Origin of the sequence: Cetobacterium sp. ZWU0022 (assembly GCF_000800875.1) — a bacterium.
Classification (GTDB): domain Bacteria; phylum Fusobacteriota; class Fusobacteriia; order Fusobacteriales; family Fusobacteriaceae; genus Cetobacterium_A.
The window spans coordinates 1-411 of record NZ_JRJZ01000130.1 but is presented as its reverse complement, the minus strand read 5'-3'; the positions used below and the strand labels follow the sequence as shown (position 1 = coordinate 411).

The 411-nt window shown below is 23.8% G+C and carries 1 protein-coding gene; it reads left to right on the top strand.

Going from position 1 to position 411, the window contains the following annotated elements; translation table 11 throughout:
* Nucleotides 1-72: 72 nt before the first annotated feature.
* Nucleotides 73-396, top strand: a complete 324-nt coding sequence (locus L988_RS10425; RefSeq protein WP_047384052.1) for a hypothetical protein — start codon at nucleotides 73-75, stop codon at nucleotides 394-396.
* Nucleotides 397-411 lie beyond the last annotated feature (15 nt).

The following is a 411-nucleotide window of genomic DNA, read 5'->3' as shown; positions in this document are numbered from 1 at the left end:
AAAATGAAAATTATAAAATAAAATGTTATCAAGAAGGAAAAATATATTTTATGAGAAATGGGAGGAAATATAATGAATAAAAAATATTACGAATCATTTTATCCAAATGGAAAAATAAAAGAAAGATGTCCACTATCAAGGAGTGGTTCAAGACAAGGATGGTTAATAAAATATGATGAAAATGGAAAAGAAATTGAAAAGCTATTATATGATAATGGCATATTAATTGGAAATCCACTTGAAAATAAAAATATGATAGAAATATCAGACAAAATAGGAATAAGTTTTGAAGAAAATCCATTTGAAAATGAAGAAGCAGACACAGAAGAAATTTTTGAAAAGAAAAATTTAAGTTCATTATTATATGGGAGAGAATATTATGGAAAAGAAAGATAAAAATAATGCTCACAG